Consider the following 24,906-nt stretch of genomic DNA (forward strand, 5'->3'; position numbering starts at 1 on the left):
AAAACAGCTATTGTCATGAAACGATTACTGATACTCACGCTTCCGTTTTTCACACTTTTTGTCGGAGGCTGCAAAAAGGACAAGGGGGAAGGACTTGTCACTTCGCCAGCAGCATTCTTTGCCCAGAATTTGGAAGATGCCAAGCAGGTCTTTACCATCGACCCGACCATTTATAACAGTCTTCAAGGAATGCAGGGAGTGTTGGTGCAGATATCACCGAATTCCTTTGTTGATGGTCAGGGGAACTTGGTCACGGAGCAGGTGACGGTTGAGTTCATTGCATTGTTCGACAGAACATCGCTGTTCATGGTGGGAAAGAATACACAGGGAATGAGGTCTCCGGGCGTTGTGCAAACCATGGTTACCGGTGGAGAATATTACCTGAACGCCTTTTCCGAAAGTGGTCAGGTTTTTCTCAATCAGGATGTGGTTGTGAAAATGGCTACAGCGTATGGAGGTTCTGGAGAAACGGATATGCGAAAGTTTGACGGTGCTAATGATCTGAACGGAAATCCAATTTGGGAAATGGCGATGGATAGCTTGATTCCGATCGATACAGTTACGGTTGATAGCATGGAAGGAGGAAATCTGGTCGGTTACGTTCCGGTATACTCGATCTTGGAAAACAATTGGGGTTGGACGAACATTGACCGATGGTCATCCGACCCACGCCCCAAAACGCATCTTTATGTGGAATTACCTGAAGGTTATGACAATACGAATTGCGAGGTCTATCTGAGTTATGACGGAGAACCAAATGCCTTGGCAAGTTTTGATATTTGGGATGAGGAACGGGGCATGTTTACCGAACATTACGGACAGATACCCATTGGCCTGGAGTGTCATTTCATTGCCGTGACGGTGATCGATGGTGTGCTTCAGTACGCGATACAGGGCGCAACCATGCATGAGGATCACGTTGAGACCATCACCGGGTTTTCACCTACAACACAGGCTGAACTTGCGGATCTGATTGATGCATTGCCTTGAAAAAAGCAAAAGGCCGCAGCTTTCGCCACGGCCTTTCGCTCTTGCCAACCACCAACTTTACCTTAGCTTGATCTGAACCCGTCCCAAGCTTTTCTTGCCATTGCTTACTTCAAGTGTATAAGTTCCTCTTCTCAACTTTGTCTTTGGCGCAAATTCCATTTTCATTCTTTTTGCCGATACGAACTCACCTTCAACCATAGTCAGTGATGCGGTCAGGCTCTGGTCGTTCACCACTTCGGTGATGCTGGCCGTGCCGTCTTTCTCTGTCAGTTCCGCTCCTTGCGGATCGATCACTTTCAGTGTCAAGTTCTGCGTCATGCTGGCCGGAAGGTCCACCTCCATTTTGAGCTCTTTTGTTCGCTTGGCTATTACGGTCAACCGGTCCTTTTTCTTGCCTTGCAAAGCTTCTACCAAAGCATTGTTTATTGCCACCTCCTGAAGAACGCTCACGTGTTCGTTCAGTTTGGAGTTGTTGGCCGCAAGCTGTTCGTTCTCTGCTTTGATCCGCACATTTTCAGCTATCAGTTCCTGTAAGCTTTTGTCCATTCGAAGCATGTCTCTTTCAAGGTCGCCCAGCATGGCCTGCAGATCGACTTTTTCCTTTTTCAGACCTTCAACCTGTTTGGCTGTTGAGCGGTACTTCTTGTTCTCTTTTTCGAGTTTCTCAACCATGGCCAACTGCTCGTTGATCTTTCCACTCAACTCAGCATTTTCAGAACCCATTTTCGCCAACTCGGCTTTGAATTTGGCCACCGACTTTTCCAGTCGAAGCTTTTCGCCCATCAGTTTTTCCTGCTGAATGCGTGTGTCGTTCAACACTTTGCTTAGATCCCAGTTCTGATTCTGAAGGATCAGCAATGCTGAAAGCGCTGTGAAGAAAAGGACAGTTGTAACGGCTGCAACCGCTTTGGGAGCCATTTTGCTTTTGGGGTTTTGGACTGTGGTTTCCATGACTTCTATTTTCTAATGTTTGACTTGTGTCTTTGTTTGTTGAAGCAAAGTTGACCCAAGCGTATTAGAAGCCCATGAAAGCCGAATTAAAAACCGATTAAAGGTTTTGGCGAGGAATACTGACGGTGAAAACCGAACCTTTTCCGAGTTCACTGACAACCTGAATGGTGCCTTTGTGGAGGTCGGTAATGCGTTTAACAAGAGAAAGACCGATACCGTGTCCATCGCGGTTCCGAATCGAATTGGAGCGGAAGAATGGTTCAAAAACCTGCTTTCTGTCTGCATCAGAAATACCAATCCCGCAGTCTGCAAACGTCAGTTTGATGGATTTCCCCTGAAGTCCCAGAGATACTTTCACTGTGTGATCGTCCGAGTATTTACAGCCATTCTCCATCAGGTTCAGAACGAGTGTTTTCAAGAGAATATCGCTTCCCAAAACCTGTAATTCTTCAAGGTCCGTGATGGTTTGATCCAGATCGACCTCCACGGTATAATCCTGTTTCATTTTGAGAAGGTCTGTTCGGGCTTCCCACAGGATATCATCCACCCGAACTGATTTGAAATTGGCTTCGGGAGCATCGGTTCCCGTTTGTGCCAAAAGTAGCAGACGGTTGGCGAGTTTGTTCAGTTTTTGAATGTCTTGAAGGACCGATTCAACCGCTGTTCGATAATCTTCTCCAGTTCGTTCCTTTAAAAGAACAACCTCCAACTGGCCTGAAATGGCCGTGAGCGGAGTGCGCATTTCGTGGCTCGCATTAGCAATGAAATTCCGTTGTGCGGCAAAAGCAGATTCTAATCGCGCCAGCATGGCGTTGAACGAAATGGCCAACTGAGCGATCTCGTCAGCACCGTTCCCTTCATTCACGCGCTTGCTCAAATTGCTGATGGAAATACCGGCAATTTCGGCCACCAATTGTTTGATTGGATTGAGCGCACGTTCCGCGTAAATGCGCCCGACAACAAAAAAGGCGACCATGCCCAAAACCAATACGATCGCCAAAACCTGAGCAAGGTTTTGGATCTTCCTTCGACCGTAAATGTCAACGGCCGAAACGATGACCACAAATCGGTCATAACGATCAACGAAAAGGAAGGCCTCGGTTTCGCGCTTGTCCTTGGTCAGTTGGATGCTCTCTTCCAGCCGAACCTGATTGAGAAAGTCGTTGCTTGGTCGTTCAATTTCCAATCCTTCAGAACTGTAGATAAGGCTGTCTTTGAAGTTGAAAATGAGGATTTCCTCTTCGGGTAATCGCACGGGATTATCGCGTTCGATGATGTTCAGGAGATTTTCGTCCACTTCCTCTACCTGAATGAGCAGCTTGGCCATGTTCTCACCACGGCTCACCAAACGATGAGAAAATTCATCTTTTCGGTAATCTGAAGAAAGGAAATAAATGGCCAACGAGGCGATGCCTAACACCAGCGAAGCCAGCAATCCGAATTGGAGCGTAAGCCTGTTGCGAAGACTCATACTTATGCTTGAAGCACGTAGCCGTGGCCGATGCGCGTCTGAATCAATTTCGTTTCAAAATCCTTATCTATCTTCTTGCGAAGCAGGTTCATGTACACATCCACCACATTGGTTCCCGTATCGAAATGGATGTCCCAAACGCTGTCAGAGATCTGCACGCGAGAAAGCACGCGCTCGCGATTTCTCATCAAGTATTCGAGCAAGGAGAACTCTTTGGCCGTGAGCGGGATTTCTTTTCCACCGCGGTTTGCTTGCTTTTTGTCGAGGTCAAGTTCAAGGTCGTGGTAGATGATCTTGTTGCTTACTTCCGATGTTCCGGAATTTCTTCGGCTCACCGAACGAATCCTTGCAAGAAGTTCTTTGAACTCGAACGGTTTCACCAAGTAATCGTCAGCGCCAGAATCCAATCCGCTCACCTTATCCTCGGTGGTTCCGAGTGCGGTAAGCATCAGAATTGGTGTTGTAATGCCTTGCTTCCGAACTTCTTTGCAGAGTTCCAAACCGTTCATTCCCGGAATGATCACATCGAAGATCATCAGGTCGAAGGTTTCCTTGGTGGCCAAGCGAAGTCCTAACTGTCCATCATAAGCCAGTTTTACTTCGTAATCGCTCTCTTCCAAACCCTGAACGATGAACGCGGCCACCTTGGGTTCATCTTCTACTACAAGAATTCTCATGCTCAAATTTCTCTCGACAAAATTACTTCATCGCAAAGCCGTCACATGAAAATACTATTAAGATCAGCTTATCAGATCTTCCTTCCAGAAATGATGTAGTAGCTGAAGTGACTGCGGAACATGCCCATCAGCATGCCGCAGATGCAAGCCTTCAAATGTCCCCAACGTAACTGGTTCAGGCGGTCTCCGTTCCGGAATCTTTCCCAAAGAAATTTGGTGGTAACGGCAGGAACTTGTAAAGCGGTGGGTGCCACCCGCCAACTGGCATCTTCGATCGTTTCGATTCGAAGTCCGTTTTCTTTCAGGGAATTTTTAAAGGCATCAATGTGTGCAAAATCATTCAAAGCCCAGTTCTTGCAAACGACTTCGTAGATGCTTCTGAAAATTGGATTGAATTCCTCCTTCGGTTTGGTGATGAATCCGTCAACGATCACAAACCTGCCATCGTGTTTCAAAGACTGGCTCAAACCTTTGATGAAGTTGGCTTTGTCTAATCCTTCGCCATAACAGAAGCTTTCTACGGCATAAGCAGCATCCAAGCTTTTTGTTGGGAACAGCGGATTGCTGATGTCGCTCAAATGCAATCGCGCGTTCTTCAATCCGCGGTTTTTGATCAGCGCATTTCCCATCTGAACTTGCCACGGAACAATGGTCAGTCCGTTGATCTCGCTGTAAGGAAATCGTTCTCCCAGACAGGCGGCCGTTGCACCCATGCCGCAACCAAAATCCCCGATCTGCCAATTGCCGAAATCAAGGAGTTGCAATCGGTCACCAACTTCCTGATTCATCTGCTCCAGCATTTTTTCGCGGCTGAAAAAGCCCGTTCTGCTGTTGCAGTAGCCGAAATGCATGTTGTAGTTCGGGCTCCATGCTTTGTAATCGGGACCAGAATCCTCGAAGTAGGCGCGGATGTGCTCGCGGCTTCCTTGTTTAAGATCCATGGTTTTTTCCTCGATATGAGGATGATTCAAAGGGATGGCTAACGTTTTCATGGTATTTGAATTTGGTTAATTCTAAACTTTCAGAAAAAATTGAAACATATAAGGCAAAAAATATATCAGGTCAGTAATGATTTGATGCTGCGCAGAAACCAACTCTCGTCAGAGCGGATGAATTTGTCCAAGATGCTGTCCATCTTCTTTCCGTATTCAAACAGTTCGGCATTCATCTTTCGAAATTCTTCTGCGTCTGCTCCTTCGCCTTCTACGTCTTTCAATTCGCTCAACTTTCGGATAAGCGGTTCGATCTCTTTCTTTCTTCTCTCTGCGGCAATGCGGCTGGCCAATTTCCACACGTCTTTCTCAGATCGGAAATATTCCTTTCGCTCTCCAGCCACCCAAACCTTATGTACAATTCCCCAATCGATCAGCGTGCGGATGTTCATGTTGGCATTTCCACGACTGATGGAAAGCTCTTCCATGATGTCTTCCGTGCTCATCGGTTCGGTGGCGATGAGAAGCAATCCGTTGATCTGCGCCATGGTGCGGTTGATGCCCCAGTTGCTGCCCAAGGTTCCCCAGGTCTGAATGAATTCCTTTTTGGCGTCATCGAATTGCATGCAACAATAATAGATGATATTTCTGAACTTTCAAAAAATATTGAAAGTTTATTCTATGTGGGAATGAAAAGCATAAAAAAAGCCCCACCGTTTCAGGTGGGGCTCGGTTTTCCCGGCCTCAACTTGGCGGGTTTGAGGCCTCGGGCCGACTTGACCCCTCCCGACCTCCCCTAAAGGGAGGAGCGGTGTCACTCTGATCTATCGCAGAGTGAAATATCAATAGTTGGTTCTCCATCTGTCGGATGTCCAATTGCCATTTGGTTAGGTTCGTGATTGCGGTGAACAGAGGCGTGTATTCGAACTGATGATGCATCCAATCCTGTTCCTGTCCGTGAGCGTTTCTGAAAGTGCCATCGGTTCGTAGCGCCAGGCTGGAACTCATGGCCGATCGCAATTCGCTTGGATATTCTCCAAGAACCGTGTTTCGGTAATGATCCATCATGCCTTTCAACTCCGTAGCGCTGAAAAGCCCTTCGCGAAGCTGATCATCAGCACCAAGCAAAAGGTCATGAACCACGGCCATATCGTGCTTTTTCTCAAGGTCGCTCAAGCTGATCTTGGCCGCTTCGTTCGGTGGAACATTTGCCGCCCACGACATCAGTTCCAATTTCAATGCATCAATATGTATGACCAGTTTGTTTGCTTCCGACCGCAGGTCTGAAAGTTCATCTGAACTCACGGAAGCATACAACGCATCATTTGAATCCGACATTCTGTGCAATTCTTCCGTCAGCGTTTCATCGGTCAGCAAAACGCCATGCTCATACCAGCTGCTGTTTCCCGTTTTCATCAAAGCGAAAATGAGGATGAGACATGCCGTTGCCACAATGGAACTGGATAGCGTAACAGGTTTGTTCGCACTCACCTTGTAGCGCTTGAAGAAATAGATAGGAACGTATCCGAATGACAGTATTCCCATGCCGCCCAATAGCGTCACCGCGGCACCTGGCCAGTGCATTACCTTGAACAGCACACCGATGGATGTGAGCGTAAGCCCCAAGAATCCAGTGATGTGCAGCAGTGCCTCATCGCGCGGGCTTTCTTTGAGCTTGTGCGAGAGTATCATCGGCAGATACCCAAGCACTAAGAGCCCCGTGCCGAGCGTAATGAGGATGCTGGCAAACGGCCAATGCATCAGTTTGAAAATCGTCCCCGCCAAGAGAAGAAATGTAGAAGTCAGCCCGAAACCAAACGTTAACTTTTTCATTGTTTCGTTCATTTCGGTTAATAATTCAAATGTTTCGTTTTGAACCTGTTTTAAACCCCCAGGTCCGAAGAGCTTGATCGTATATTGAAAGGCCTCGTCAAACGACTCGCCTTGTTGGATTCTCAGTTCAATGCTGGTGCAAACGTGATCCAGCAGATCATCATGCAGTTCATCTTGCGCCACACCATTCTGCTTGATGTAGGCGCTCACCAGCTCCACTTGTGCTTCACTCAACTCAGAGCCTCCCCTTGCCCCTCCAAAGGAGGGGTTTCCGACATCATTTGATAAACTGGTGTCTTTCATTTCAGATGAATTTGATTGATGTTGGAGCGAGAAGAAGTCCCCCTTCGGGGGATAAAGGGGGCTGTTTGAAACTGTTCAGTAGCTCGTTCATGGTTTCGGCAAACCTGCGGAACTCGCTTACCTTATCATTCGCCTGTTTGTTGCCGTTCTCAGTAAGTCGATAGTATTTGCGCACGCGCTTACCAATACTGACCTTCTCGGTTGTGAGCAATCCGTCTGCTTCCAATTTGTGTAAAGTAGGGTAGAGCGCACCTTCGGTGAGTTGGATCTCTCCTTGTGTGCGGTCCTTAACGTGCTGCGTTATCTCGTAGCCGTACATCCTTTCGTTTTCTGAAAGAAGGCTCAGAACTATGGTCTGAAGCGTTCCTTTTATGAGCTCTGGCGAATACATAGGGCAAATATGCATAATATTCTTAAGTATAAGAATCTTAGGTATTAACTTTTTTCTTTTTCAGTTATTGTGTGAGATGTTTCTTTCCTTTGAAAACATGAAAAACCTTATTACCCTTTTCGCTTTTTTCGTTCTCCCGTTTTCCCTTCTTGCCCAGGGAAATATTATGCTTCTGCCTTTTGAGCCTTTGATGAATGCCACTTGGAAAGCCGAAGGCAAGTGGAAAGATGGAACTCCTTTCAAGCAGGAAGTGGTCTACAAATGGTCAGATAATGAAGAGGAGGTTCTGATGGAAACGAGCGATTACTTGGACAAGAGTTTTATCCAGTTCGGTCATTTTTCGGATGGAGTGTTCCGCTGGGATACGGTGGAGAATGTCATCAAATTCAACATTGAGGATGTGACCAAAAATGTGAAAGAAGGGACGGTGAAGACCAAGCAGAAGACCATCATGTACGAGTACGTGGTGGAAGATTCGTTGGGTGTAAAAACCTATATGACGGATGCGCTCATCTGGATAAAACCCGACAAGTACATGTTCAAGGTAGGAACCATGAAGGATGATGAGTGGGAAAACGTTGATCTGGAAACATACTTCTTTAAGAAGTGATCAGGCGGCCTGATCGCCAAGCGAACGTATCTCGTTCAGTTCATCCTGTTTTTGGCGTTGCTCTTCCTCAATGTCATAATCATCTTGTAGTCCGAGCCAGAATTTAGCACTCGTTCCGAAGAATTTTGCAAAGCGCAATGCGGTATCGGCTGTAATTCTTCGTTGTTCCTTCAATATTTGACTTATCCGTGTCTGTGGAATAAACGTTTCCTTTGATAGACGATACGCTGAAATGCCCAAAGGTTCAAGAAATTCTTCTCGGAGGATTTCGCCAGGATGTATGTTTTTCAGTTGTGCCATATCTAATAATCCAGCGACTCAATACTTGAACGCAAGGTTGAGCAAAGTTCCATCTTCTTTTTCTATCTCGGTGGAAAACTTTCCGTTTCCAGATACCGAATCGGCTTTATATCCCTTATCAAGTTTGTTTAAAACGCTGACAAGCTCGTTCCGAAATGCTACAGTTGAGTAAATTATTTTTTCCCACTCGGAATATCCAATTAATACTTCAGGCGCATAATGTTTCGGATTTTCGGAATGGTTCAAGAGCTTAATAGAGTTAGGTAAAAGAACGAACTGAGAATGTGCAATTGCATTTCTTATTTGATTTCTTACCACGGAATCAAGATTGTGATACAGGGATTTGTTGAGTTTTTTGAGCGGATTCTTGATGTGCTCTCTAAAGAATTTCTGACGCGAAGTAATGCTGTCGAATTTCTGCCTCCAATACCAATCATATCTTTTCCCACTTGCTAATCTTACCAATTGATACAGTATGTGTAGTGTAGTGTCGCTTTCCCAGAATGACAGATAGAAGAGTGTCTCTATGCGAATCGAAACATGGAATGTTTCATTGCTAGGGTCGAAATTCAATTCCTGATTTTCAGAATTGCCAAAAGGAGAATCGTTCAGATACCAACGAAGCAGCATTGAGTTTGATTTCTCAGCAAACTGTTCGAACCCCATGCCAGTTACAAAGCCCTGAGAAACCTTGCTGAATTCTGATTTTTTCTCATCTCCCAGATACAGCCCACATTTAATTATCAACGCAACGTCATTAGGATGGATTTGATTGTCGATTGCTTGATTTACGAACTCTCGAACGATATTCGTCCACTCAATTACAAAAGGGTTAAGCTTTGTCCTGGATAACATTTTTCGCTGGTCTTTGAGGAGTGGTAGAATCTAAATCTTTCCAAGGTGTGTATTCTTAAACCCATCGGTGAACTTCAGTCCGTAGCCGAGAACGCGGTCCATGCTAGAGTGACCGAACAGAACAACACCCGCCAAGAAAATTACGGTTGAACCAGTGAAGAATCCCACCAAACCAATGGCAACGGCAATTCCTTTGTGGTGAAACAGGTTATAGGTGTAAGCACCGATCTTCGGGTTGATGAGGTAACCGATCATTCCAACATCTGGCCCCAGAGCGAGCAGGAGGTAGGCCCACCAAGGCACTTCGTGGAGGTACAACGCATAAATGCTCGCCAAAAACAGGACGAGTTCTTCGAGTTTCAGCAGGTTTTTCATGGCGGTTATTCTAAGACGATCCCAACCGGACAATGGTCTGAGCCTTCCACTTCATTGAGAATAAATGCTTCCCTCACTTGCGGCATCAAACTCTCCGAAACCAAGAAATAATCAATGCGCCAGCCGATGTTGCGCGCGCGTGCATTCATTCTAAAACTCCACCAACTGTATTTCACTTCTTCAGGGTGTAGCGTTCGGAAGGTGTCCACCAATCCGGAACCGAGGTATTTGTCCATACCATCGATCTCATCTTGCGTGTAGCCGGCAGTTTTGTTGTAGTTGGAAGCAGCGTTTTTGATGTCAATTTCCTGATGTGCTACATTCATATCACCACAATAGATCACAGGCTTTTTCTTCTCCAGGTCCTTGATGTAGTTGAGCAGAGCGTCATCCCACGTTTTGCGATAAGGCAATCGCACCAATCCATTACCCGAATTGGGTACATATACATTCAAAAAGTAGAAGTCCTCAAACTCGCATGTAATAGCGCGACCTTGGTCGTCATGTTCAGGAATGCCGATTCCGTATTTCACATCCAACGGTTCTTTCTTGGTGATCACGGCTGTGCCGGAATAGCCGAGTTTTTCGGCAGAGAAAGCGTAGATGTGATAGTCTATTCCAAAAAGCACTTCGCGAACCTGCTCTGGTGTTGCTTTGGTTTCCTGAAAACCCATGATGTCGGGGTTCATTTCCTGAATGCTTTCCAGCAAGCCTTTCTTGGCTGCTGCGCGAATTCCGTTTACGTTGAATGAGATGAGTTTCATGAATCTGTTTTGGATTCACGAAGATGCGAAAACATCAAAGGAAAACGGGCGTAGGCTCGTCTCTTCTTATCCAACCTGTAATACTGAATCGCGGTTGGTTCGTCACCAGCACTTCATGTTCGATCAGGTCGCTGCGGAAGCAGACCAAACGTCCCATTTTAGGTTCAATATCGCGGTGTGTTCCGTTCTCATAAATGCGAAGGTGCCCGCCATTTTCATTCTTCCAGTTCTCATTCAGATAGAGGATGACGGAGAAAATGCGGTTGTTCGTTTCGCGGAACTGGTCGAAGTGTCTTGTATAGAAACTTCCGATCGGATAAGTGGCCAAATGGCACTCGAACCAAGGAAGGCCGATGCGGAAGTAGTTGGAAAGCGACCCACGCAGCTCTTCCAGAAACTTGAAATACAGTTGCTGTGCTTCAGTGAGATGACTCGGTTCCAACCAAAGGATCTTATCTCCACGTACTTCAGATATCCGTTGTTCAGCAACGCCTCGTCCGATGAGTGCTGGATGAAATTCACCTTCGCCAAGGAGTTCTTTCGATTCGTTTAAAAGCCTGTGCAGGACGTCTTCTGGAAGAAGATGGTCAATGATCGCGATCGCGTGCCGATCAAGCTGTTCGGCAATCAGCGCAACGGTGCTGTCCACGCAGCAATTCTGAAAGAATGTATAAATGTAGGAGTATGCCTTGGAAATAACTCAAAGGGAAACTGTGAAATCAGGGCTTAATTAGGTTTCTATCGGCCAGCATATTGACTCAATTTTACACTCGCTGGTAACCCCAAAAATCACCTTCTGAAAAAAGAATTTGCAATTCGTCAATTTCCGCTTGTTTTTCGAGAACAAGTTTGTACTTTTGCCGACCCTTAAATAATAGGGTACTGAACTAAAAATCAACGAAAGCCGCACTATGCCTACGATACAGCAGCTTGTAAGGAAAGGAAGAAAGACTCTTGTAGATAAGAGTAAGTCGCCTGCTTTGGACTCTTGTCCACAGCGAAGAGGGGTCTGTGTACGTGTTTACACGACCACGCCAAAGAAACCGAACTCGGCCATGAGAAAAGTGGCAAGGGTACGTTTGACCAATGGTAAAGAGGTGAACTCTTACATCGGTGGTGAAGGACACAACCTGCAAGAACACTCTATTGTATTGGTGCGTGGTGGAAGGGTAAAGGATCTTCCAGGTGTGCGATACCATATTGTACGCGGTGCATTGGATACTGCCGGTGTTGGTGATAGAAAGCAAGGTCGTTCAAAATATGGCGCTAAGCGTCCTAAGGATAAGAAGTAAGAGTATATAGACAATGAGAAAGTCGATACCTAAAAAAAGAGAGCTGGTTCCGGATCCGAAATTCAAGGATACGCTGGTAACCCGTTTTGTGAACAGCCTGATGGTTGATGGAAAGAAAAGCACTGCGCTTAAAGTGTTCTATGATGCTATCGCGATTGTGGACGAGAAATCGGGTGAAGAGGAAAATGGCCTTGATGTTTGGAAGAGAGCATTGAATAACGTGATGCCTCCAGTTGAGGTGAAGAGCCGTAGAGTAGGTGGTTCTACCTTCCAGATTCCGGTTGAGGTTCGTCCGAAGCGTAAGCTGGCTTTGGGTATCAAGTGGATGATCACATTCGCTTCGAAGCGTAACGATAAGTCAATGGCCCGAAAATTGGCTGCTGAGATCATCGCGGCTTCTAAAGAAGAAGGTGCGGCATTCAAGAAGAAAGAAGACACATTGAGAATGGCCGAGGCGAACAAGGCATTCTCTCATTTCAGATTCTAATAAGGTAGTAGTAGAGAAAGATGGCTGACTTAAAGTACACGAGGAATATTGGTATTGCCGCTCACATTGATGCGGGCAAGACGACTACTACTGAGCGTATCCTTTATTACGCAGGTGTAAACCACAAGATAGGTGAGGTGCACGATGGTGCAGCTACCATGGATTGGATGGAGCAGGAGCAGGAGCGTGGTATCACCATTACATCTGCTGCAACTACTTGCTTCTGGAACTACAAGGATGACAAGTACAAGATCAACATCATTGACACTCCGGGACACGTTGACTTTACCGTTGAGGTAAACCGTTCGTTGCGTGTATTGGATGGTCTTGTGTTCCTTTTCTCTGCCGTTGATGGCGTTGAGCCACAGTCAGAGACCAACTGGCGTTTGGCCGATGGCTATAATGTAACCCGTTTGGGTTTTGTGAACAAGATGGACCGTCAGGGAGCCGATTTCCTGAAGGTTGTCAATCAGGTTCGTGAGATGCTGGGTGGTAACGCGGTTCCATTGCAGTTGCCGATCGGTGCTGAAGAGAACTTCAAAGGCGTGGTTGACCTTGTATACAACCGAGGAATGGTTTGGAATGATGAGGACAACGGAATGACCTTCCAAGAAGTTCCGATTCCTGCCGATATGGCCGATGAGGTTGCCGAGTGGAGAGAGAAGTTATTGGAGTCAGTTGCTGATTTCGATGATACCTTGATGGAGAAATACTTCGAAGATCCAGATTCAATTTCTGAAGATGAGATCATCGCGGCCTTGCGTCAAGCATGTATCGCAAACAAGGTTATTCCAATGCTTTGTGGTTCAGCATTCAAGAACAAAGGTGTTCAGACCATGCTTGACTATGTGATGGAGTTGATGCCAAGCCCGCTTGACATGGACAACATCAAAGGAACCAATCCTGATACGGATGAAATGGTTTCTCGTAAGCCAGATCCAGCGGAGCCATTCTCAGCCTTGGCGTTCAAGATCGCTACTGACCCATTCGTAGGTCGTCTGTGTTTCTTCCGTGCCTATTCAGGTCGTTTGGAAGCTGGTTCGTATGTATTTAACATGCGTACTGAGAAGAAGGAGCGTATTTCGCGAATCTTCCAAATGCACGCAAACAAGCAGAACTCTATCCCGTTCATCGAAGCTGGTGACATCGGTGCTGCTGTAGGTTTCAAGGATATTAAGACAGGTGATACGCTTTGCGATGAGAAAGCGCCTATCGTTCTTGAATCGATGAAGTTCCCAGAGCCGGTAATCGGTTTGGCCATTGAGCCTAAAACACAGGCTGACGTGGATAAACTGGGTGTTGCTCTTAGCAAATTGGCTGAAGAGGATCCAACATTCCGTGTTCATACAGATGAAGATTCTGGTCAGACAGTTATCTCTGGTATGGGTGAGCTTCACTTGGAGATCATCTTGGATCGATTGAAAAGGGAGTTCAAGGTAGAATGTAACCAAGGAGCTCCTCAGGTAACTTACAAAGAGGCGATTACGGTTCCTGTTTCTCACCGCGAGGTTTACAAGAAACAGACCGGTGGTCGTGGTAAGTTCGCTGATATTCAGGTTGAAGTTGGTCCAGCTGATGCTGACAAGACAGGACTTCAGTTTGAGAACAAAGTTGTGGGTGGTAACATTCCAAAAGAATTCATTCCATCTGTAGAGAAAGGATTCGGCATTGCCATGAACAATGGTGTGCTTGCCGGCTACAAAATGGACAGCTTGAAGGTGACGTTGAACGATGGTTCTTACCACAACGTTGACTCCGATCAGTTGTCATTCGAGATCTGTGCACAGCTTGCGTTCAAAGAAGCCGTTAAGAAAGCGCAGCCAGTTCTTCTTGAGCCGATCATGAAGGTGGAGGTTGTAACTCCTGAAGAGAACATGGGAGACGTTATGGGCGACCTTAACAGAAGACGTGGTCAGATGCAGGGTATGGACAGCCGTAACGGTGCACAGGTAGTGAAGGCACTGGTGCCACTTTCTGAAATGTTCGGTTATGTGACGCAGCTTCGTACCATCACCTCTGGTAGAGCAACTTCTACCATGGAGTTCGATCACTACGAGCCATGTCCAAAGAACATTCAGGAGGATGTGATCGCGAAGGTCAAAGGAGAAAAAGTAGGTTAACAATAGTCTGATAAGAGAATCATGACACAGAGAATTAGAATCAAGCTGAAATCGTACGACCATAACTTGGTTGACAAAAGCGCGGAGAAAATTGTGAAGACGGTAAAGGCCACCGGAGCCATTGTTAATGGTCCGATCCCATTGCCAACACACAAGAAGATCTACACGATCCTTCGTTCAACGCACGTTAACAAGAAGTCGCGCGAGCAGTTCCAATTCAGCTCTTACAAGAGACTGTTGGATATCTACAGCAGCACAGCTAAAACAGTTGATTCATTGATGAAGCTTGAACTTCCAAGTGGAGTTGAGGTAGAGATCAAGGTATAACGGAGAAGAAGAGGTATAACTATTAATAGACGGTCATGTCTGGACTTATAGGAAAGAAAATAGGAATGACGAGCCTTTACAACGAGGCCGGAAAGAACATTCCATGTACAGTACTCGAAGTAGAGCCATGTGCGGTTACTCAGGTTAAAACTACTGAGACCGATGGTTACGAGGCTGTTCAGATAGGAACGGGAGAGCGCAAGGACAAGCGTACCTCTGCCGCATTGAAAGGACATTTCAATAAGGCCAAGGTAGATGCAAAGCAAAAGCTCATCGAGTTCAGAACAAACCATGGTTATACACCATTCGCTGACGGTCTTGCTCTTGGGGCTTCGTTGGGAGTTGCAGACATCTTCGAAACCGGAGAATATGTGGATGTGATCGGAGCGTCTAAAGGAAAGGGTTTCCAAGGGGTTGTAAAGCGTCATGGTTTCGGTGGTGTTGGTCAAGCAACTCACGGACAGCACAACCGTTTGCGTGCTCCAGGTGCTATCGGTGCCTGTTCATACCCAGCGCGTGTTTTCAAAGGTCTTCGAATGGCCGGGCAGACAGGTAACAAGCGAGTTAAAGTTCAGAACCTACAGGTTTTGGCCGTTGATGCAGAGAAGAATCTTCTTGTGTTGAGCGGAGCCGTTCCCGGAGCAAAAGGTTCTTACATCATTATAGAAAAGTGATCTGTAACAGATAGCGATCATGGAATTAGCAGTAGTCGATAGAAAAGGTAAAGCCACGTCAAAGAAAGTGACGTTGAGCAAAGAGGTTTTTGGTGTAGAGCCGAACGAGCATGCCATCTACCTTGATGTGAAGCAGTACTTGGCCCATCAGCGTCAAGGAACTTCAAGTTCAAGAGAGCGTTCTGAAGTACGCGGTAGTACACGTAAGATCAGAAAGCAGAAAGGTTCTGGTGGAGCGCGTTTCGGGGATATCAAGAGTCCATTGTTGAGAGGTGGAGGCCGTGTATTCGGTCCGCGTCCAGCAGAGCACGGGTTCAAACTGAACAGAAAACTGAAGCAAGCTGCCCGTAGATCGGCTCTTTCTAAGATGGCTGTAGACAACGCTATTACTGTTGTTGAGGATTTGAAATTCGATGCTATCAAGACAAAGGATTACGCTGAGTTTTTGGGCAATTTGAAGCTCTCAGACAAAAAAACTTTGCTGGTTCTGAATGAGCAGGATAAAAACATATATTTGTCCTCCCGAAATTTGAAGGGGGCGAAAGTCGTAACTGTCTCAGAATTAAACACTTACGGCATTTTAAACGCGAATAATCTGCTCCTTTCGGAGAGTGCAATCGCGACAATTGAGAAAAGTTTAAGCTAAGAAGTGATGGAAGTTCTAGTTAAACCATTGATAACCGAAAAAATGACAGGCCTTGCTGAAAAGCGTGGTCAGTACGGTTTCGTTGTCAATAGAAAAGCCAATAAACTGGACGTGAAGAAAGCGGTTGAGCAGATGTACGGAGTGAACGTAGAGTCTGTGAATACCATGGTCATTCCAGGCAAGAAGCGAAGCAGAAATACAAAGACCAAATTCATCGTTGGTCGTACATCTGCTGTAAAGAAGGCCATCGTAACATTGGCTGAAGGACAATCCATTGACTTTTATAGCAATATCTGATAGACCATGGCTGTAAGAAAACTAAAACCGACCACCCCGGGACAGAGACATAAGGTTGCCAGTACGTTCGAAACGATTACTGCATCCAAACCAGAGAAGTCTTTGGTAGTTGGACTTAAGAAGTCTGGTGGTCGTAACAATACTGGTAAGATGACCATGCGCTACATCGGTGGTGGTCACAAAAAGAAGTACCGTATCATCGACTTCAAGCGTGATAAGGATGGTGTAAACGCAGAAGTTCTTACCATTGAGTATGACCCGAACCGTAACGCACGTATCGCCCTCGTACAATATAAAGATGGTGAGAAGCGATACATCATTGCCCCTAAGGGATTGGAGGTTGGTGCAACCATTTCTTCAGGTAAAGGTGCTACGCCAGATGTTGGTAACACACTTTTCCTGAAAGATGTACCAATGGGAACCACGGTTCATTGCATTGAGATGCGTCCAGGGCAAGGAGCTCTTCTTGCGCGTAGCGCAGGAACTTATGCTCAGTTGATTGCAAGAGAAGGTAAGTACGCTACGTTGAAGATGCCTTCAGGTGAGGTTCGAATGATCCTTACTACTTGTAAAGCAACTATCGGTACTGTTTCAAACAGCGATTACAACCTTGAGCGTTCTGGTAAGGCAGGTCGTAGCCGTTGGCTGGGAAGAAGACCACGTACTCGTCCAGTAGTGATGAACCCAGTTGATCACCCGATGGGTGGTGGTGAAGGAAGGGCTTCCGGAGGTCACCCAAGATCAAGAAAAGGTCTTCCTGCTAAAGGATACAAGACACGCTACAAGAAGAAAGCTTCAAGTAAGTACATAGTAGAAAAAAGAAAGAAGTAATTAGGTAATGGCAAGATCACTTAAAAAAGGGCCTTTTGTAGACTTCAAGCTCGAGAAGCGAGTTGTTGATGCCCAAGAAACAAGGAAGAAGACCGTGATCAAAACTTGGTCAAGAAGGTCAATGATCACTCCTGATTTCGTAGGTCTGACCATTGCAGTACACAACGGAAACAAGTTCATCCCTGTGTATGTAACCGAGAACATGGTAGGTCATAAGTTGGGTGAATTCTCTCCAACACGTACGTTCCGTGGTCACTCAAAAGGTAAGAAGTAAGATCTGTTGAATCGCCAAGCTTAAAGCAATGGGAAAGAGAAAAAGAGAAATGGCAGATGCAATGAAGGAAGCGCGTAAAACGCAGTACTTCGCTACATTGAAAAATGTGCCAACATCACCACGTAAAATGAGGCTTGTAGCCGACCTTGTAAGAGGTATGGATGTAGACAAGGCACTTTACACCTTGAAACTGCACCCGAAAGAGGCTTCGATTCGTTTGGAGAAGCTATTGCTTTCTGCCCTTTCAAACTTCGAGCAGAAGAGCAACGGTGGAGATTCAGCGAACCTTATCGTGAAAGAGATCTCTGTTGACGGTGGTCGTTCATTGAAAAGACTTCAGACAGCACCTCAGGGTAGAGCTCACAGAATTAGAAAAAGATCAAACCACGTAACACTTGTTTTGGATAGCAAGAACTGATTGACGCATGGGACAGAAAACAAATCCGATAGGTAACAGACTGGGAATCGTTAAAGGTTGGGACTCCAACTGGTACGGTGGTAAAGAAACCCCAGCAAAAATTGAGGAGGATTACAAGATCCGAAAGTACCTGCGCGCCCGTTTGGCAAAGGCAAGTATCTCTAAGATCATTGTAGAGCGTACCCTTAAGTTGATCACGGTTACGGTAAATACTGCACGTCCAGGTATCATCATTGGTAAAGGAGGTCAGGAAGTAGATAAATTGAAAGAAGAGTTGAAGAAGATCACCGGCAAGGAGGTTCAGATCAACATCTTCGAGATCAAGCGCCCAGAATTGGATGCCCGTTTGGTGGCCGATAGCGTTGCCCGTCAGTTGGAAGGACGTATCTCTTTCCGTAGAGCAATGAAAATGGCGGTTGCCTCAACCATGAGAATGGGAGCAGAGGGAATCAAGATCCAAGTGAGTGGTCGTTTGGGAGGAGCTGAAATGGCGCGTTCTGAGATGTACAAAGATGGTCGTATTCCATTGCACACATTCCGTGCAGACATCGATTACGCAAACGTTGAGGCACACACAACCTATGGTCGTCTTGGAATCAAGGTTTGGATCATGTTGGGAGAGGTTTACGGAAAGCGTGATCTGGCACCTAACGCAACGGTTCAGAGCAAGAAACCAGCACGTTTGGCCAGAAGAGAGCGTGGTACTAAGAAGTAATTAGGTAGAACAGCAACAAGAGCAAAGAGATGCTACAGCCAAAAAGGACGAAGTTCCGCAAAATGCACAAAATGAAAATGAAAGGTCTTGCCAATCGTGGCAGTCAGTTGGCCTATGGTTCATTTGGCATTAAGGCAATGGAAGGTGCGTGGATCACTGCACGTCAGATAGAAGCTGCCCGTATTGCGGTAACCCGATACATGAAAAGGGAAGGACAGGTTTGGATCAAGATTTTTCCAGACAAGCCGATCACTAAGAAGCCTGCAGAGGTTCGTATGGGTAAGGGTAAAGGTTCTCCAGAATATTGGGTGGCCGTTGTGAAGCCTGGTTGCATCATGTTCGAAATTGAAGGTGTAGACTCAACCATCGCAAAAGAGGCCTTGAGACTTGCAGCACAGAAACTTCCTATCACAACCAAGTTTGTGACCAGAAGAGATTATACCGGAGCTTAAGAGTTTAAGACAATGGAAAACGCAGTAATAAGAGAATTGTCAGGCGAAGAGCTGGAAGACAAGTTGGCGGAAGAGCGATTGAAGCTTGCCAAGATGAAAATGAATCACGCGGTATCTCCAGTTGAGAATCCGCAAGAGTTGAAGCACTCAAGAAGATTGATCGCTCGTTTGATGACAGAGCGAACTAAAAGGAGCAAAGCATAAGCTGAAATGGAAAGTACAGCAAGAAACCTTAGAAAAGAAAGGATCGGGGTCGTTACCAGCGATAAGATGGATAAGACCATCACTGTTAGCGTTGAGCGTAAAGTGAAGCACCCGATGTATGGAAAGTTCGTTAAGAAGACGAACAAGTTCCATGCACACGATGAGAACAACGACTGCGGTATCGGAGATACGGTTCGCATCATGGAGACACGTCCTTTGAGCAAGTCTAAGAACTGGAGGTTGGTAGAGATCATTGAAAAAGCCAAGTAAGCCATGATACAGACAGAGTCAAGACTTAAAGTAGCTGATAACAGCGGAGCAAAGGAAGTTCTTTGCATCAGGGTTCTTGGTGGAACCAGAAAGCGTTATGCGCGCATCGGTGATACCATCGTGGTAACAGTAAAAGATGCTGTTCCATCCGGTAACGCTAAAAAAGGTACGGTTTCTAAAGCTGTGGTTGTAAGGACCAAGAAAGAGACCAGAAGACAGGACGGATCATACATCCGTTTCGATGACAACGCGGTAGTTCTTTTGAACAATGCTGGTGAGATGAGAGGAACTCGAATCTTCGGACCAGTTGCGCGTGAGTTGAGAGAGAAACAATACATGAAGATCGTATCACTTGCACCAGAGGTGCTTTGATATAGCAAGAAGCAAAGCAATGGCAAAGTTTCACATTAAGAAAGACGATACCGTTAAGGTAATGACCGGTGAGTCCAAAGGACTTGAAGGCAAGGTGCTTGAAGTGTTCCCTTCTAAGAACAAAGCGTTGGTAGAAGGAGCAAACATCGTTAAGCGTCACACCAAGCCGAATGCCGCCAATCCTAACGGAGGTATTGTGGAGAAAGAAGCACCCATCCACATTTCTAACCTTATGTTGGTTGATCCTAAAACAGGAGAAACCACCAAAGTGGGAAGAAAAGAGGTTGATGGTAAGCTTGTAAGATATTCTAAGAAATCCGGAGAAGTAATTAAGTGATGAGCAGTACAGCACCGACACTTAAAAAGAAGTACCAGGACGAGATCGTTCCTGCTCTTCAAGAGAAGTTCCAGTACAAGAGTATTATGGAAGTTCCAAAACTGCAGAAGATCTGCTTGAACCAAGGACTTGGACAGGCAGTTGCTGACAAGAAGATCCTTGAGGCAGCGTTGAACGACATGTCAACCATCGCTGGTCAGAAAGCAGTTGCCGCAAAGTCTAAGAAAGACATCGCCAACTTCAAATTGCGTAAGGGAATGGCCATCGGTGCCCGCGTTACGCTTCGTGGAGACAAGATGTATGAATTCTTGGAAAGATTGGTAGCAGTCGCTCTTCCTCGTGTACGTGACTTCCGTGGTATCAGCCCTAAAGGATTTGATGGCGCTGGTAACTACAACATGGGAATCACCGAGCAGATCATCTTCCCAGAGATCGATATCGATAAAGTGAACAAGATTCTTGGTATGGACATCACTTTCGTGACAACTGCTAAGACAAACGAAGAAGGACTCGCACTTTTGACCGAGTTCGGAATGCCATTTAAAAAGTAAGAAAGAGCATGGCTAAAGAATCAATGAAAGCAAGAGAGCGCAAGCGTGCAAAGCTTGTTGCCCGTTATGCTGAGAAAAGAGCGAGACTGAAAGAAGAAGGAGACTTCCAAGCATTGGCAAGACTTCCTAAGAACGGAGCTGCTATCCGTTTGCATAACAGATGCAGCATCACCGGTCGTCCTAAAGGATACATGAGAGATTTCGGTATCAGCAGGATTCAGTTCAGAGAGATGGCCAATGCCGGGCTCATTCCAGGTGTTAAAAAGGCAAGTTGGTAAGCGATTTATTCGAAAGAAAATGACAGATCCAGTAGCAGATTATCTGACAAGAGTTAGAAACGCGATTCAGGCGAACCACAAAGTGGTTGATATTCCTGCATCCAACGTGAAAAAGGCTATCACTAAGATCCTTTTCGAGAAAGGATACATCCTGAACTACAAGTTCGAGGACGAAGGTGTTCAAGGCAATATCAAGATCGCTCTCAAGTACAATCCACACACGAAGGTGAATGCCATCAAAGGATTGGAGCGTGTAAGTAAGCCAGGACTTCGTAAGTATTCCGGAGCGGGCGAATTGCCACGCGTAAAGAATGGTCTTGGAGTAGCTGTTGTGTCAACATCTCATGGGGTGATGACCGATAAAGAAGCAAGGGCACAACATATTGGTGGAGAAGTTCTCTGCTACGTGTACTAAGAAACTGAAAGAAGAGAAGAGCAATGTCAAGGATAGGATTAGCACCGGTCGTAGTACCTCAAGGAGTTGAGATAACCGTTGGTGACAACGTTGTGAAAGTAAAAGGTCCATTGGGTGAGCTTACTCAGGCTTTCGATCCTTCTATCAAAGTAGAAGTGAAGGATGGAAACGTTGAGCTTGTCCGTGAGAATGAGGCCAAGCAGACCAAAGCCTACCACGGGCTTTACCGTTCGCTTATCAACAACATGGTAGAAGGCGTATCTAAAGGATACGAGAAGAAGCTGGAATTGGTAGGTGTAGGTTACCGTGCCAGCAACAAAGGGCAGGAGCTTGAGCTTTCATTGGGTTTCTCGCACAACGTGGTTTTTCTTCTTCCAAACGAGATCAAGGTTGAGACCGCGATGGAAAGAGGTAAGAATCCCATCATCACGCTCAAGTCGCACGACAAGCAATTGATCGGACAGGTTTGCGCCAAGATCCGCTCATTGAGAAAGCCTGAACCTTACAAAGGAAAGGGTATCAAGTTCGTAGGAGAACAGATCAGAAGAAAGGCTGGGAAATCAGCAGCTAAAAAATAAGAAGTAGAGGAAATGGCTACCAGTAATAAAAGACTAAAGATCAAGAAACGCATCCGTAGCGTAGTGTCGGGTTCTGCAGACAGACCAAGAATGTCGGTTTTCCGCAGCAACAAGGACATCTATGTTCAGTTGATCGATGACAACGATGGTAAAACCCTATTGTCTGCATCTTCTTCAGAGAAAGGAGTGGCTGATGAGAAAGGAACCAAGACGGAGATCGCTGGTAAAGTGGGTAAGTTGATCGCAGAGAAGGCAAAGGAAGCTGGTATCGAAACTGTTGTTTTCGATCGTAACGGTTACCTGTACCACGGACGTGTGAAAGCGTTGGCTGATGGTGCTCGTGAAGAAGGTCTTAAATTCTAATCTGGTTACTGAGAAAAGATGAAAAGAGTAAAATCAACAGATATTGAGCTGAAAGACCGCGTAGTTGGTATTCAGCGTGTAACCAAGGTGACCAAGGGTGGTAGAACCTTCAGTTTCTCAGCCATCGTTGTAGTTGGTGATGAGAACGGAGTTGTAGGACACGGTCTTGGAAAAGCAAAGGAAGTTACTGAAGCTATCGCTAAAGGAATTGACGATGCGAAGAAGAACTTGGTCCGTGTGCCACTTATCAATGGAACTGTTCCGCACGAGCAAGAGAACAAGTACTGCGGAGCGCGCGTATTCTTGAAGCCAGCTTCTTTGGGTACCGGTGTTATTGCAGGTGGTGCAATGCGTGCAGTTCTTGAAGCTGCCGGAGTTAAGAACGTATTGGCAAAGTCTAAAGGTTCTTCAAACCCGCACAACGTGGTAAAGGCAACATTCCTTGCATTGAGCGAAATGCGTGATGCCATTGCGGTATCGAACCAGCGAGGAGTTAAACTTGACGTTGTATTCAACGGATAATTATCCCGATAAAGAGCAAGTAAAATGGCTACGATCAAGGTAAAGCAAGTAAGAAGCGCAATCAACAGAACTGCGCGCCAGAAGAAGACTCTTCAGGCTTTGGGATTGAAAAAAATGAACCAGGTGGTTGAACACGAGAACACTCCGCAGATCATGGGAATGGTAAAAGCGGTAGGTCACTTGGTAGAAGTAGTAGAATAAACAGAACAACGAATTAGGCAATGGCTCTGAATAATCTAAAACCAGCAGCAGGTTCTACCAAGAGTAGAAAACGCATCGGACGAGGCGAAGGAAGCGGTCACGGTGGAACATCAACACGTGGACACAAAGGTGCCAAGTCGCGTTCTGGTTACAAGAAGAAAGTAGGTTTTGAAGGTGGTCAGATGCCACTTCAAAGACGCGTTCCGAAGTTCGGATTCAAGAATCCGTTCCGAGTAGAATACCACGGTATCAACTTGGATACACTTCAGAAGTTGGCTGACGAGAAGAAAGTATCGGCTATCACTCCTGAGGTTCTTATCGAAAACGGACTTGCCAACAAGAACGAGTTGGTGAAAATCTTGGGAAGAGGTGAGCTGAAAGCCAAATTGGAGGTGTCAGCACACGGATTCTCTAAAACAGCAGTAAGTGCAATCGAAGCAGCTGGAGGAACAGTTGTTACGCTATAAGGGTAGATGAAGAAATTTATAGATACACTTCAGAACATCTGGAAGATCGATGACCTAAGGACGAGGATTCTCAACACCTTGGGTTTCATCATGATCTACAGAGTGGGTTCGTTTGTGGTGTTGCCAGGTTTGGACCCATCTAAATTGGGTGCACTTCAGGCACAGACCTCAGACGGTCTTCTCGGTCTGTTGAACATGTTCTCGGGTGGTGCGTTCTCAAACGCTTCCATTTTCGCATTGGGTATCATGCCTTACATCTCTGCATCCATCGTGTTGCAGTTGGCAGGTATGGCGGTTCCAGCTTTGCAGAAATTGCAGAAAGAAGGAGAGAGCGGACGAAAGAAGATCAATCAGTACACACGTTACCTGACAATCCTTATCACGGCTGGTCAGGCACCAGGGTACATTGCAAACCTTCAGTCGCAATTGCCTGTAGATGCTTTCTTGACATCACCAAGTCTGTTCTGGTTCACCGCATGGTTAATTCTTATCACAGGAACCGTATTCGTCATGTGGTTGGGTGAGCGTATCACTGATAAAGGAATTGGAAATGGTATCTCATTGCTCATCATGGTGGGTATCATGGCGAGATTGCCGTTCTCATTCATCGCAGAATTCTTCTCCAAGTTGGAGCAGTCTGGTGGTGGACTTGTCATCTTCTTGATTGAATTGGTTGTGCTGCTGTTTGTGATCGTCTTCTCCATTCTGTTGGTTCAGGGAACCAGAAGAATTCCAGTTCAGGTTGCACGGGCTGCCATCTCTGGTCGTCAGGCGTTGCCACAAGGAGGAACACGTCAGTACATTCCTTTGAAGGTGAATGCTGCTGGTGTTATGCCGATCATCTTCGCGCAAGCGATCATGTTCGTGCCGATCACATTGGGTGGTTTTGCTGGCGATAGTGCATCTTGGTTCGTTACTGCATTCTCAGATTTCACGGGTCCTGCATACAACATCACCTTCTTCCTGTTGATCATCGTGTTCACGTATTTCTATACGGCCATCACTATCAACCCGAATCAGATGGCGGAAGACATGAAACGCACTGGAGGTTTCATTCCTGGAGTGAAGCCTGGGAAGAAGACGGCAGAGTACATCGATACGATCATGTCGCGTATTACGCTCCCGGGATCTATTTTCCTTGGAATCGTTGCCATCCTTCCATCCATTGCGATGATCTTTGGAGTGAACGCTCAGTTTGCACAGTTCTATGGAGGAACATCATTGTTGATCATGGTCGGTGTGGTGCTCGACACACTACAGCAGATCGAGAGTCATTTGTTGATGCGTCACTATGACGGATTGATGAAGTCAGGTAGAATCAAAGGTCGCTCTTCAATGAGCATGGCCGGATAAAAGGAGAGAG

Annotated in this window: 39 protein-coding genes; 27 read left to right on the top strand and 12 right to left on the bottom strand. The window is 46.1% G+C overall.

The window, feature by feature from the left end:
• Positions 1-15 precede the first annotated feature (15 nt).
• Positions 16-990 (top strand): hypothetical protein, encoded by a 975-nt coding sequence (locus GC178_07925; protein ID MBI1287493.1) that lies wholly within the window; start codon positions 16-18, stop codon positions 988-990.
• 57 nt (positions 991-1,047) lie between these two features.
• Here the strand turns inward: GC178_07925 and GC178_07930 are convergent, their stop codons facing one another.
• The 7 genes from GC178_07930 to GC178_07960 form a co-directional block, all read right to left on the bottom strand.
• A complete protein-coding gene (locus tag GC178_07930; protein MBI1287494.1) occupies positions 1,048-1,941 on the bottom strand; it encodes a hypothetical protein in 894 nt (297 codons plus the stop codon).
• 97 nt (positions 1,942-2,038) lie between these two features.
• Positions 2,039-3,412 (bottom strand): HAMP domain-containing protein, encoded by a 1,374-nt coding sequence (locus GC178_07935; GenBank protein MBI1287495.1) that lies wholly within the window; start codon positions 3,410-3,412, stop codon positions 2,039-2,041.
• 2 nt (positions 3,413-3,414) lie between these two features.
• Positions 3,415-4,089, bottom strand: coding sequence for a response regulator (locus GC178_07940; protein MBI1287496.1), 675 nt, complete (start codon positions 4,087-4,089; stop codon positions 3,415-3,417).
• Between the two features lie 71 nt (positions 4,090-4,160).
• Positions 4,161-5,081, bottom strand: a complete 921-nt coding sequence (locus tag GC178_07945; GenBank protein ID MBI1287497.1) for a methyltransferase domain-containing protein — start codon at positions 5,079-5,081, stop codon at positions 4,161-4,163.
• A gap of 65 nt (positions 5,082-5,146) precedes the next feature.
• Positions 5,147-5,647, bottom strand: coding sequence for a transcriptional regulator (locus tag GC178_07950; protein MBI1287498.1), 501 nt, complete (start codon positions 5,645-5,647; stop codon positions 5,147-5,149).
• A 118-nt stretch (positions 5,648-5,765) separates the two neighbouring features.
• Complete coding sequence (locus GC178_07955; GenBank protein MBI1287499.1) at positions 5,766-7,157, bottom strand: hypothetical protein; 1,392 nt, start codon at positions 7,155-7,157, stop codon at positions 5,766-5,768.
• Position 7,158: 1 nt separating this feature from the next.
• The gene (locus tag GC178_07960) at positions 7,159-7,548 is read right to left on the bottom strand and encodes a PadR family transcriptional regulator (protein MBI1287500.1); all 390 of its coding nucleotides are present in this window, start codon (positions 7,546-7,548) and stop codon (positions 7,159-7,161) included.
• Between the two features lie 97 nt (positions 7,549-7,645).
• Between GC178_07960 and GC178_07965 the strand changes: the two genes are divergently transcribed.
• Positions 7,646-8,158, top strand: coding sequence for a hypothetical protein (locus tag GC178_07965; protein ID MBI1287501.1), 513 nt, complete (start codon positions 7,646-7,648; stop codon positions 8,156-8,158).
• On the opposite strand, the gene GC178_07970 is transcribed toward GC178_07965, so the two are convergent.
• From GC178_07970 to GC178_07990, 5 genes are read right to left on the bottom strand one after another with little or no spacing between them, the layout of a single operon-like run.
• Positions 8,159-8,458: a HigA family addiction module antidote protein gene (locus GC178_07970; protein ID MBI1287502.1), complete on the bottom strand. Its 300-nt coding sequence runs from the start codon at positions 8,456-8,458 to the stop codon at positions 8,159-8,161.
• An 18-nt stretch (positions 8,459-8,476) separates the two neighbouring features.
• Positions 8,477-9,313: a hypothetical protein gene (locus GC178_07975; GenBank protein MBI1287503.1), complete on the bottom strand. Its 837-nt coding sequence runs from the start codon at positions 9,311-9,313 to the stop codon at positions 8,477-8,479.
• Positions 9,314-9,343: 30 nt separating this feature from the next.
• Positions 9,344-9,688, bottom strand: coding sequence for a DUF4260 family protein (locus GC178_07980; protein ID MBI1287504.1), 345 nt, complete (start codon positions 9,686-9,688; stop codon positions 9,344-9,346).
• Between the two features lie 5 nt (positions 9,689-9,693).
• Complete coding sequence (xth, locus tag GC178_07985) at positions 9,694-10,452, bottom strand: exodeoxyribonuclease III (protein ID MBI1287505.1); 759 nt, start codon at positions 10,450-10,452, stop codon at positions 9,694-9,696.
• Between the two features lie 34 nt (positions 10,453-10,486).
• Positions 10,487-11,149 (bottom strand): 2OG-Fe(II) oxygenase, encoded by a 663-nt coding sequence (locus tag GC178_07990; GenBank protein ID MBI1287506.1) that lies wholly within the window; start codon positions 11,147-11,149, stop codon positions 10,487-10,489.
• Between the two features lie 214 nt (positions 11,150-11,363).
• Between GC178_07990 and GC178_07995 the strand changes: the two genes are divergently transcribed.
• Genes GC178_07995 through secY form a run of 25 tightly spaced genes read left to right on the top strand, consistent with a single transcriptional unit; the run spans position 11,364 to position 24,896 of the window.
• Positions 11,364-11,744 (top strand): 30S ribosomal protein S12, encoded by a 381-nt coding sequence (locus tag GC178_07995; protein ID MBI1287507.1) that lies wholly within the window; start codon positions 11,364-11,366, stop codon positions 11,742-11,744.
• Between the two features lie 13 nt (positions 11,745-11,757).
• Entirely contained in the window at positions 11,758-12,231 is a 474-nt protein-coding gene (gene rpsG, locus GC178_08000) for a 30S ribosomal protein S7 (protein MBI1287508.1), read from the top strand.
• A 20-nt stretch (positions 12,232-12,251) separates the two neighbouring features.
• Positions 12,252-14,351, top strand: coding sequence for an elongation factor G (gene fusA / locus GC178_08005; GenBank protein MBI1287509.1), 2,100 nt, complete (start codon positions 12,252-12,254; stop codon positions 14,349-14,351).
• A gap of 21 nt (positions 14,352-14,372) precedes the next feature.
• Positions 14,373-14,678 carry a 30S ribosomal protein S10 gene (rpsJ, locus tag GC178_08010; GenBank protein ID MBI1287510.1) on the top strand — a complete coding sequence of 102 codons (306 nt, stop codon included), beginning with the start codon at positions 14,373-14,375 and terminating at the stop codon, positions 14,676-14,678.
• Between the two features lie 35 nt (positions 14,679-14,713).
• Positions 14,714-15,352, top strand: a complete 639-nt coding sequence (locus GC178_08015) for a 50S ribosomal protein L3 (GenBank protein ID MBI1287511.1) — start codon at positions 14,714-14,716, stop codon at positions 15,350-15,352.
• Positions 15,353-15,371: 19 nt separating this feature from the next.
• Complete coding sequence (rplD, locus tag GC178_08020; GenBank protein ID MBI1287512.1) at positions 15,372-15,998, top strand: 50S ribosomal protein L4; 627 nt, start codon at positions 15,372-15,374, stop codon at positions 15,996-15,998.
• 6 nt (positions 15,999-16,004) lie between these two features.
• The gene (locus tag GC178_08025) at positions 16,005-16,295 is read left to right on the top strand and encodes a 50S ribosomal protein L23 (protein ID MBI1287513.1); all 291 of its coding nucleotides are present in this window, start codon (positions 16,005-16,007) and stop codon (positions 16,293-16,295) included.
• 6 nt (positions 16,296-16,301) lie between these two features.
• On the top strand, positions 16,302-17,126 hold the full coding sequence (rplB, locus tag GC178_08030; protein MBI1287514.1) for a 50S ribosomal protein L2: 825 nt from the start codon (positions 16,302-16,304) through the stop codon (positions 17,124-17,126).
• Positions 17,127-17,133: 7 nt separating this feature from the next.
• Positions 17,134-17,400: a 30S ribosomal protein S19 gene (rpsS, locus tag GC178_08035; GenBank protein ID MBI1287515.1), complete on the top strand. Its 267-nt coding sequence runs from the start codon at positions 17,134-17,136 to the stop codon at positions 17,398-17,400.
• Between the two features lie 28 nt (positions 17,401-17,428).
• Positions 17,429-17,818, top strand: a complete 390-nt coding sequence (locus GC178_08040) for a 50S ribosomal protein L22 (GenBank protein ID MBI1287516.1) — start codon at positions 17,429-17,431, stop codon at positions 17,816-17,818.
• Positions 17,819-17,825: 7 nt separating this feature from the next.
• Positions 17,826-18,533 (top strand): 30S ribosomal protein S3, encoded by a 708-nt coding sequence (rpsC, locus tag GC178_08045; GenBank protein ID MBI1287517.1) that lies wholly within the window; start codon positions 17,826-17,828, stop codon positions 18,531-18,533.
• Between the two features lie 29 nt (positions 18,534-18,562).
• A complete protein-coding gene (gene rplP / locus GC178_08050) occupies positions 18,563-18,985 on the top strand; it encodes a 50S ribosomal protein L16 (GenBank protein ID MBI1287518.1) in 423 nt (140 codons plus the stop codon).
• 12 nt (positions 18,986-18,997) lie between these two features.
• Entirely contained in the window at positions 18,998-19,189 is a 192-nt protein-coding gene (locus tag GC178_08055) for a 50S ribosomal protein L29 (GenBank protein ID MBI1287519.1), read from the top strand.
• A 6-nt stretch (positions 19,190-19,195) separates the two neighbouring features.
• Positions 19,196-19,459: a 30S ribosomal protein S17 gene (gene rpsQ, locus GC178_08060; GenBank protein MBI1287520.1), complete on the top strand. Its 264-nt coding sequence runs from the start codon at positions 19,196-19,198 to the stop codon at positions 19,457-19,459.
• Positions 19,460-19,462: 3 nt separating this feature from the next.
• On the top strand, positions 19,463-19,831 hold the full coding sequence (rplN, locus tag GC178_08065) for a 50S ribosomal protein L14 (GenBank protein MBI1287521.1): 369 nt from the start codon (positions 19,463-19,465) through the stop codon (positions 19,829-19,831).
• A 19-nt stretch (positions 19,832-19,850) separates the two neighbouring features.
• Positions 19,851-20,168: a 50S ribosomal protein L24 gene (locus GC178_08070; protein MBI1287522.1), complete on the top strand. Its 318-nt coding sequence runs from the start codon at positions 19,851-19,853 to the stop codon at positions 20,166-20,168.
• Complete coding sequence (gene rplE / locus GC178_08075) at positions 20,168-20,719, top strand: 50S ribosomal protein L5 (GenBank protein MBI1287523.1); 552 nt, start codon at positions 20,168-20,170, stop codon at positions 20,717-20,719. Before GC178_08070 ends, rplE begins: the two co-directional genes overlap by 1 nt.
• An 8-nt stretch (positions 20,720-20,727) precedes the next feature.
• A complete protein-coding gene (rpsN, locus tag GC178_08080) occupies positions 20,728-20,997 on the top strand; it encodes a 30S ribosomal protein S14 (protein ID MBI1287524.1) in 270 nt (89 codons plus the stop codon).
• Between the two features lie 19 nt (positions 20,998-21,016).
• Complete coding sequence (gene rpsH / locus GC178_08085; protein MBI1287525.1) at positions 21,017-21,412, top strand: 30S ribosomal protein S8; 396 nt, start codon at positions 21,017-21,019, stop codon at positions 21,410-21,412.
• A 23-nt stretch (positions 21,413-21,435) separates the two neighbouring features.
• On the top strand, positions 21,436-21,990 hold the full coding sequence (locus GC178_08090) for a 50S ribosomal protein L6 (protein ID MBI1287526.1): 555 nt from the start codon (positions 21,436-21,438) through the stop codon (positions 21,988-21,990).
• A gap of 12 nt (positions 21,991-22,002) precedes the next feature.
• Positions 22,003-22,353, top strand: a complete 351-nt coding sequence (locus GC178_08095; protein ID MBI1287527.1) for a 50S ribosomal protein L18 — start codon at positions 22,003-22,005, stop codon at positions 22,351-22,353.
• Between the two features lie 18 nt (positions 22,354-22,371).
• Complete coding sequence (locus tag GC178_08100) at positions 22,372-22,875, top strand: 30S ribosomal protein S5 (GenBank protein ID MBI1287528.1); 504 nt, start codon at positions 22,372-22,374, stop codon at positions 22,873-22,875.
• Between the two features lie 24 nt (positions 22,876-22,899).
• Positions 22,900-23,076, top strand: coding sequence for a 50S ribosomal protein L30 (gene rpmD, locus GC178_08105; GenBank protein ID MBI1287529.1), 177 nt, complete (start codon positions 22,900-22,902; stop codon positions 23,074-23,076).
• A 20-nt stretch (positions 23,077-23,096) separates the two neighbouring features.
• The gene (locus GC178_08110) at positions 23,097-23,543 is read left to right on the top strand and encodes a 50S ribosomal protein L15 (protein MBI1287530.1); all 447 of its coding nucleotides are present in this window, start codon (positions 23,097-23,099) and stop codon (positions 23,541-23,543) included.
• Between the two features lie 6 nt (positions 23,544-23,549).
• Positions 23,550-24,896 carry a preprotein translocase subunit SecY gene (gene secY, locus GC178_08115; protein ID MBI1287531.1) on the top strand — a complete coding sequence of 449 codons (1,347 nt, stop codon included), beginning with the start codon at positions 23,550-23,552 and terminating at the stop codon, positions 24,894-24,896.
• The last annotated feature ends 10 nt before the right edge of the window (positions 24,897-24,906 follow it).

The sequence above is a fragment of the Flavobacteriales bacterium genome (assembly GCA_016124845.1).
GTDB lineage: Bacteria > Bacteroidota > Bacteroidia > UBA10329 > UBA10329 > UBA10329.

Coding starts and splice junctions, on each gene's coding strand:
- GC178_07925 (MBI1287493.1), top strand. CDS start 16: ATGAAACGATTACTGATACTCACGCTTCCGTTTTTCACACTTTTTGTC.
- GC178_07930 (MBI1287494.1), bottom strand. CDS start 1,941: ATGGAAACCACAGTCCAAAACCCCAAAAGCAAAATGGCTCCCAAAGCG.
- GC178_07935 (MBI1287495.1), bottom strand. CDS start 3,412: ATGAGTCTTCGCAACAGGCTTACGCTCCAATTCGGATTGCTGGCTTCG.
- GC178_07940 (MBI1287496.1), bottom strand. CDS start 4,089: ATGAGAATTCTTGTAGTAGAAGATGAACCCAAGGTGGCCGCGTTCATC.
- GC178_07945 (MBI1287497.1), bottom strand. CDS start 5,081: ATGAAAACGTTAGCCATCCCTTTGAATCATCCTCATATCGAGGAAAAA.
- GC178_07950 (MBI1287498.1), bottom strand. CDS start 5,647: ATGCAATTCGATGACGCCAAAAAGGAATTCATTCAGACCTGGGGAACC.
- GC178_07955 (MBI1287499.1), bottom strand. CDS start 7,157: ATGAAAGACACCAGTTTATCAAATGATGTCGGAAACCCCTCCTTTGGA.
- GC178_07960 (MBI1287500.1), bottom strand. CDS start 7,548: ATGTATTCGCCAGAGCTCATAAAAGGAACGCTTCAGACCATAGTTCTG.
- GC178_07965 (MBI1287501.1), top strand. CDS start 7,646: ATGAAAAACCTTATTACCCTTTTCGCTTTTTTCGTTCTCCCGTTTTCC.
- GC178_07970 (MBI1287502.1), bottom strand. CDS start 8,458: ATGGCACAACTGAAAAACATACATCCTGGCGAAATCCTCCGAGAAGAA.
- GC178_07975 (MBI1287503.1), bottom strand. CDS start 9,313: ATGTTATCCAGGACAAAGCTTAACCCTTTTGTAATTGAGTGGACGAAT.
- GC178_07980 (MBI1287504.1), bottom strand. CDS start 9,688: ATGAAAAACCTGCTGAAACTCGAAGAACTCGTCCTGTTTTTGGCGAGC.
- xth (MBI1287505.1), bottom strand. CDS start 10,452: ATGAAACTCATCTCATTCAACGTAAACGGAATTCGCGCAGCAGCCAAG.
- GC178_07995 (MBI1287507.1), top strand. CDS start 11,364: ATGCCTACGATACAGCAGCTTGTAAGGAAAGGAAGAAAGACTCTTGTA.
- rpsG (MBI1287508.1), top strand. CDS start 11,758: ATGAGAAAGTCGATACCTAAAAAAAGAGAGCTGGTTCCGGATCCGAAA.
- fusA (MBI1287509.1), top strand. CDS start 12,252: ATGGCTGACTTAAAGTACACGAGGAATATTGGTATTGCCGCTCACATT.
- rpsJ (MBI1287510.1), top strand. CDS start 14,373: ATGACACAGAGAATTAGAATCAAGCTGAAATCGTACGACCATAACTTG.
- GC178_08015 (MBI1287511.1), top strand. CDS start 14,714: ATGTCTGGACTTATAGGAAAGAAAATAGGAATGACGAGCCTTTACAAC.
- rplD (MBI1287512.1), top strand. CDS start 15,372: ATGGAATTAGCAGTAGTCGATAGAAAAGGTAAAGCCACGTCAAAGAAA.
- GC178_08025 (MBI1287513.1), top strand. CDS start 16,005: ATGGAAGTTCTAGTTAAACCATTGATAACCGAAAAAATGACAGGCCTT.
- rplB (MBI1287514.1), top strand. CDS start 16,302: ATGGCTGTAAGAAAACTAAAACCGACCACCCCGGGACAGAGACATAAG.
- rpsS (MBI1287515.1), top strand. CDS start 17,134: ATGGCAAGATCACTTAAAAAAGGGCCTTTTGTAGACTTCAAGCTCGAG.
- GC178_08040 (MBI1287516.1), top strand. CDS start 17,429: ATGGGAAAGAGAAAAAGAGAAATGGCAGATGCAATGAAGGAAGCGCGT.
- rpsC (MBI1287517.1), top strand. CDS start 17,826: ATGGGACAGAAAACAAATCCGATAGGTAACAGACTGGGAATCGTTAAA.
- rplP (MBI1287518.1), top strand. CDS start 18,563: ATGCTACAGCCAAAAAGGACGAAGTTCCGCAAAATGCACAAAATGAAA.
- GC178_08055 (MBI1287519.1), top strand. CDS start 18,998: ATGGAAAACGCAGTAATAAGAGAATTGTCAGGCGAAGAGCTGGAAGAC.
- rpsQ (MBI1287520.1), top strand. CDS start 19,196: ATGGAAAGTACAGCAAGAAACCTTAGAAAAGAAAGGATCGGGGTCGTT.
- rplN (MBI1287521.1), top strand. CDS start 19,463: ATGATACAGACAGAGTCAAGACTTAAAGTAGCTGATAACAGCGGAGCA.
- GC178_08070 (MBI1287522.1), top strand. CDS start 19,851: ATGGCAAAGTTTCACATTAAGAAAGACGATACCGTTAAGGTAATGACC.
- rplE (MBI1287523.1), top strand. CDS start 20,168: ATGAGCAGTACAGCACCGACACTTAAAAAGAAGTACCAGGACGAGATC.
- rpsN (MBI1287524.1), top strand. CDS start 20,728: ATGGCTAAAGAATCAATGAAAGCAAGAGAGCGCAAGCGTGCAAAGCTT.
- rpsH (MBI1287525.1), top strand. CDS start 21,017: ATGACAGATCCAGTAGCAGATTATCTGACAAGAGTTAGAAACGCGATT.
- GC178_08090 (MBI1287526.1), top strand. CDS start 21,436: ATGTCAAGGATAGGATTAGCACCGGTCGTAGTACCTCAAGGAGTTGAG.
- GC178_08095 (MBI1287527.1), top strand. CDS start 22,003: ATGGCTACCAGTAATAAAAGACTAAAGATCAAGAAACGCATCCGTAGC.
- GC178_08100 (MBI1287528.1), top strand. CDS start 22,372: ATGAAAAGAGTAAAATCAACAGATATTGAGCTGAAAGACCGCGTAGTT.
- rpmD (MBI1287529.1), top strand. CDS start 22,900: ATGGCTACGATCAAGGTAAAGCAAGTAAGAAGCGCAATCAACAGAACT.
- GC178_08110 (MBI1287530.1), top strand. CDS start 23,097: ATGGCTCTGAATAATCTAAAACCAGCAGCAGGTTCTACCAAGAGTAGA.
- secY (MBI1287531.1), top strand. CDS start 23,550: ATGAAGAAATTTATAGATACACTTCAGAACATCTGGAAGATCGATGAC.